The organism is Pseudomonas sp. LS_2 (assembly GCF_042709235.1).
In the GTDB taxonomy this organism is placed as follows: Bacteria; Pseudomonadota; Gammaproteobacteria; order Pseudomonadales; family Pseudomonadaceae; genus Aquipseudomonas.
This window is the reverse complement of sequence record NZ_JAVAYC010000058.1, coordinates 1-4,488: the sequence shown is the minus strand read 5'-3', so window position 1 is coordinate 4,488 and position 4,488 is coordinate 1. Positions and strand designations below refer to the sequence as shown.

The 4,488-nt window shown below is 61.4% G+C and carries 6 protein-coding genes; 2 read left to right on the top strand and 4 right to left on the bottom strand.

Going from position 1 to position 4,488, the window contains the following annotated elements; genetic code table 11:
- Nucleotides 1-40: 40 nt before the first annotated feature.
- Both bfr and RAC97_RS24445 read right to left on the bottom strand, forming a co-directional pair.
- The gene (gene bfr / locus RAC97_RS24450) at nucleotides 41-514 is read right to left on the bottom strand and encodes a bacterioferritin (RefSeq protein WP_375102197.1); all 474 of its coding nucleotides are present in this window, start codon (nucleotides 512-514) and stop codon (nucleotides 41-43) included.
- 201 nt (nucleotides 515-715) lie between these two features.
- Nucleotides 716-937 carry a bacterioferritin-associated ferredoxin gene (locus RAC97_RS24445; RefSeq protein WP_375102196.1) on the bottom strand — a complete coding sequence of 74 codons (222 nt, stop codon included), beginning with the start codon at nucleotides 935-937 and terminating at the stop codon, nucleotides 716-718.
- 209 nt (nucleotides 938-1,146) lie between these two features.
- Here RAC97_RS24445 and RAC97_RS24440 point away from each other — a divergent pair, with 209 nt between their 5' ends.
- Entirely contained in the window at nucleotides 1,147-1,749 is a 603-nt protein-coding gene (locus RAC97_RS24440; protein ID WP_062573056.1) for a peroxiredoxin, read from the top strand.
- A gap of 62 nt (nucleotides 1,750-1,811) precedes the next feature.
- On the opposite strand, the gene rnt is transcribed toward RAC97_RS24440, so the two are convergent.
- Both rnt and pyrC read right to left on the bottom strand, forming a co-directional pair.
- Nucleotides 1,812-2,486, bottom strand: coding sequence for a ribonuclease T (gene rnt, locus RAC97_RS24435; protein WP_375102195.1), 675 nt, complete (start codon nucleotides 2,484-2,486; stop codon nucleotides 1,812-1,814).
- A complete protein-coding gene (gene pyrC, locus RAC97_RS24430; protein ID WP_375102194.1) occupies nucleotides 2,483-3,529 on the bottom strand; it encodes a dihydroorotase in 1,047 nt (348 codons plus the stop codon). Before pyrC ends, rnt begins: the two co-directional genes overlap by 4 nt.
- Nucleotides 3,530-3,659: 130 nt before the next feature.
- Here pyrC and RAC97_RS24425 point away from each other — a divergent pair.
- The coding region (locus RAC97_RS24425) for an OmpA family protein (protein WP_379671517.1) at nucleotides 3,660-4,488 on the top strand (829 nt) is incomplete at its 3' end.

Genomic DNA, 4,488 nt, shown 5'->3' with positions numbered 1-4,488 from the left:
CGCCTAGGCGGGGCTTTTTCATGGGCCGGGAAAAGTGCTTTTACTCTTCGCCCATCTGCGATTGCAGGTAGTTCTCGATGCCGATCTTGTCGATCAGGCCCAGCTGGGTTTCCAGCCAGTCGATGTGTTCTTCCTCGGACTCGAGGATGTCTTCGAGCATTTCACGGGAGCCAAAGTCACCGGCGGTCTCGCAGTGGGCGATGGCGGCCTTGAGGTCGACCAAGCCCTTCTTTTCGATCTTCAGGTCGCACTCGAGCATTTCCTTGGTGTGCTCGCCGATCAGCAGCTTGCCCAGGTCCTGGACATTGGGAATGCCTTCGAGGAACAGAATACGCTTGATGATCTTGTCAGCGTGTTTCATCTCATCGATGGATTCCTTGTACTCGTGCTTGCCGAGTTTGTTCAGGCCCCAGTCTTCGTACATACGTGCGTGCAGGAAATACTGGTTGATCGCGACCAGCTCGTTACCGAGGATGGTGTTGAGATGCTTGATGACGCTGACGTCGCCTTTCATGCCGGGTTCCTGCCCTGTAGAAGTGTGCCAATACAGCGAAGTTTGAGCCCGACAACTTCTTGTGTCAAACCTAAGTTATTGAATAATAAGTGAAATTTAATAGGAATAAGAATGTTTGTGAACCGCGTTATGGCGCTAACTTATTGAATTGCAGGCATAAAAAAACCGGGCACAAGGCCCGGTTCTTCGAAAATAGCTGTATCAGGCCGCGTTGAATTCTGCCGGGTAGGGCAGTGCGGCTTGCTGGCTGACCTGCAGTTCGGTCAGGGTTTCACGAACCACCTGCTTGGCGAGGCAGGCGCATTTGCCACATTGGCTGGCCACATCGGTGGCGGCTCGGACTTCCTTGTAGCTGCAGCATCCTTCGTAGATCGCATCGCGGATCTGTCCATCGGTCACGCCGACACAGAGACACACATACATAAGGGCAGGCCATTGCTGTTGAGTCGATGGGTGGAGAGTAATGGTAATGAGAATGCTTGTCAAAACTCTTTCCCAAAGCCCCGTGCTTGAGCGACCGGTGGTTGGATTCGGACTGTCACGCCAACCTGTGTATGATGGTCGGCCTCTGTTGATGTCGGGTGGATACTTTTCCCCGGCGGAGCATTTTCACCATCCTCAGGAGATAACGAATGAGCGTACTCGTTGGCAAACAAGCCCCCGACTTCACCGTACCGGCCGTGCTGGGCAACGGCGAGATCGTCGACAGCTTCAACCTGGCTTCGGCCATCAAGGGCAAGTACGGCCTGGTGTTCTTCTACCCACTGGACTTCACCTTCGTCTGCCCGTCCGAGCTGATCGCCCTGGACAACCGCATTCCTGACTTCCAGGCGCGCAACGTCGAAGTGATCGGCGTCTCGATCGACTCGCACTTCACCCACAACGCCTGGCGTAACACCCCGGTCAACAACGGCGGCATCGGCCCGGTCAAGTACACCCTGGCCGCCGACATGACCCACGAAATCTGCAAGGCCTACGACGTCGAGTCCGAAGGCGGCGTGGCCTTCCGTGGCGCTTTCCTGATCGACACCAATGGTGTGGTTCGCTCGCAGATCGTCAACGACCTGCCGCTGGGCCGTAACATGGACGAGCTGCTGCGCCTGGTCGATGCTCTGCAATTCCACGAAGAGCACGGCGAAGTTTGCCCGGCCAACTGGAAAAAAGGCGACAAGGGCATGAACGCTTCGCCAGAGGGCGTTGCTGCCTACCTGAGCGAGAACGCTGGCAAGCTGTAATCGCCAAGCGCATAAAAAAACCGGCCTTCGTGGCCGGTTTTTTTATGCGCGCACTGGGCAGCTCAATCGTCGAAGTCGCGCCAGCCGCCCATTTCCTTCCAGCGGTTGACGATGCCGCAGAACAGCTCGGCGGTCTTTTCGGTGTCGTAGCGCGCCGAATGCGCCTCGCGTCCGTCGAAGTCGATGTCGGCGCTCTGGCAGGCACGCGCCAGCACGGTCTGGCCGTAGGCTAGGCCCGCCAGGGTGGCGGTATCGAAGCTGGAAAACGGGTGGAAGGGGTTGCGCTTGAGGTCGGTACGCGCCACCGCCGCGTTGAGGAAGCCCAAATCGAAGCTGCTGTTGTGCCCGACCAGGATCGCCCGCTTGCAGCCGTTGGCCTTGAGCGCCTTGCGCACGCCACGGAAGATGTCGGTAAGCGCGGTTTCCTCGCTCACCGCCATGCGCAGCGGGTGGTCCAGCTTGATCCCGGTGAACTCCAGGGCCGCCGCTTCGATGTTGGCGCCTTCGAACGGCTCGACGCGGTAGAAGTAGGTGTGTTCCGGGAACAGGAAGCCTTTCTCGTCCATGCCGATGGTGACGGCGGCGATTTCCAGCAGCGCGTCGGTGGCGCTGTTGAAGCCGCCGGTCTCGACGTCCACCACTACCGGCAGGTAGCCGCGAAAACGCTCGGCCATGGGGTGGCGCGAGCCGCTGCCGACCGAGCCATCCTGTTCATCGTCGTAGAGGTCTTCGCTCACGCGTTGTCCTCCAGCAGGCGCCAGCGCAGTTTTTCACCAGCGCGCAGCGGGATCACGGTGTTATCACCGAAGGGCAGGCTTTCAGGGGCGGTCCATTCCTCGCGCACCAGGGTGATGGTGTCGGTATTGGCCGGCAGGCCATAGAATGCTGGGCCATGCAGGCTGGCGAAGCCTTCCAGCTTGTCCAGTGCATCGCGCTGCTCGAACGCCTCGGCGTACAGCTCGATGGCGGCATAGGCGGTGTAGCAGCCGGCGCAACCGCAGGCGGCTTCCTTGGCGTGCTTGGCGTGGGGCGCCGAGTCGGTGCCAAGGAAGAACTTCGGGCTACCGCTGGTAGCGGCATCCAGCAGTGCCACCTGGTGGGTGTTGCGCTTGAGGATCGGCAGGCAGTAGTAGTGCGGACGAATGCCGCCCACCAGCATGTGGTTGCGGTTGTACAGCAGGTGCTGGGCGGTGATGGTGGCGCCGACGTTGGCCGGGGCCTCGCTGACGAACTGCGCGGCATCACGGGTGGTGATGTGTTCGAAAACCACCTTCAGGGTGGGGAAGCGCTCGACCAGGCGACGCATGTGCTCATCGATGAAGCGCTTCTCGCGGTCGAACACGTCGATTTCCGCGCGGGTCACTTCGCCATGCACCAGCAGCGGCATACCGGTCTCGGCCAGGGCCTCGATCGCCGGGAAGATGTTGTCGATGCTGGTCACGCCCGAATCGGAGTTGGTGGTGGCGCCGGCCGGGTACAGCTTGGCAGCGTACACCACGCCGCTGGCCTTGGCCGCGCGGATATCCTCGGGACTGGTGCGGTCGGTGAGATAAAGCACCATCAAGGGCTCGAAGCGGCTACCGGTGGGGCGCGCTGCGAGGATGCGCTCACGGTAGGCACTGGCCTCGGCGGCATTGCGCACCGGTGGTACCAGGTTGGGCATGATGATGGCGCGGGCGAAGGTACGCGCCACGTCGCCGACGGTGTGTTGCAGGACGGCACCATCACGCAGATGGATGTGCCAGTCGTCGGGGCGCAGGAGGGTCAGGCGATCGGACATTGGGGTTTCCAGGCGGGTCGAACTCAAGCGGCAATGCTACCGGAAAAGCCCGTGCCGAGCACGGCTATCAAGTTTTCCTACATGCTTCCGATAGCCTTGGTGTAAGCCGTCACAATCTGTGGAGCCGCCCGTGCGCCAGCGTTACCTAGCCCTGCTCACCCTGTTTGCCAGCCTGCCGGCCGGGGCACTGACTTTCCAGACCCGCATGGAGAACATCGCCTGGAAGGTCGAAGGCGACCAGTTCGAATGCCGCCTGATCCAGCCGATCGACGGTTTCGGCAGTGGCCAGTTCGTGCGACGTGCAGGCGAGCAGCCAGTGTTCCAGCTGCGTTCGGACAGCAATGCGCTGGGGGCGGGCTCGGCGATTCTGCTGGCGGCAGCCGCACCTTGGCAGCCGGGGCGCAGCGACATCAACCTGGGCGCCGTGCGCATGAACCGTAATGGTGTGCTGTTCAGCTCGTCCCAGGGCCAGGCCAGCCGCTTGATCAATGGCCTGCTCGATGGCCGCAGCACGGTGGTGCGCAACCATGCCGGCGAGGGCGGCAGGCCAATGGAAGTGCGTGTGCTGCCGATCAGCTTCGCCAAGGCCTATACCGACTACCAGGTGTGCGCCAGCAAGCTGCTGCCGATGAACTACGATCAGATTCGCCAGACTCAGGTCAGCTTCCCGGGCACCGGCTTCGACCTGGACAGTTCACAGCGCGCGCGTCTGGATGTGATCCTCGACTACCTGAAGGCCGACCCGTCGGTCAACCACATAGAGCTCGATGGCCACTCCGACAACAGCGGCAACCGCCTGACCAACCGCGACGCCTCGCGTCGCCGTGCACTGGCGGTGGCGGACTACTTCAAGGCCCATGGGGTGCCGGACGAGCAGATCACCGTGCGCTTCCATGGCGAGCGCTACCCGCTGGCCAAGAACAACAGCGCCGTGAACCGCGCGCGCAACCGTCGGGTGA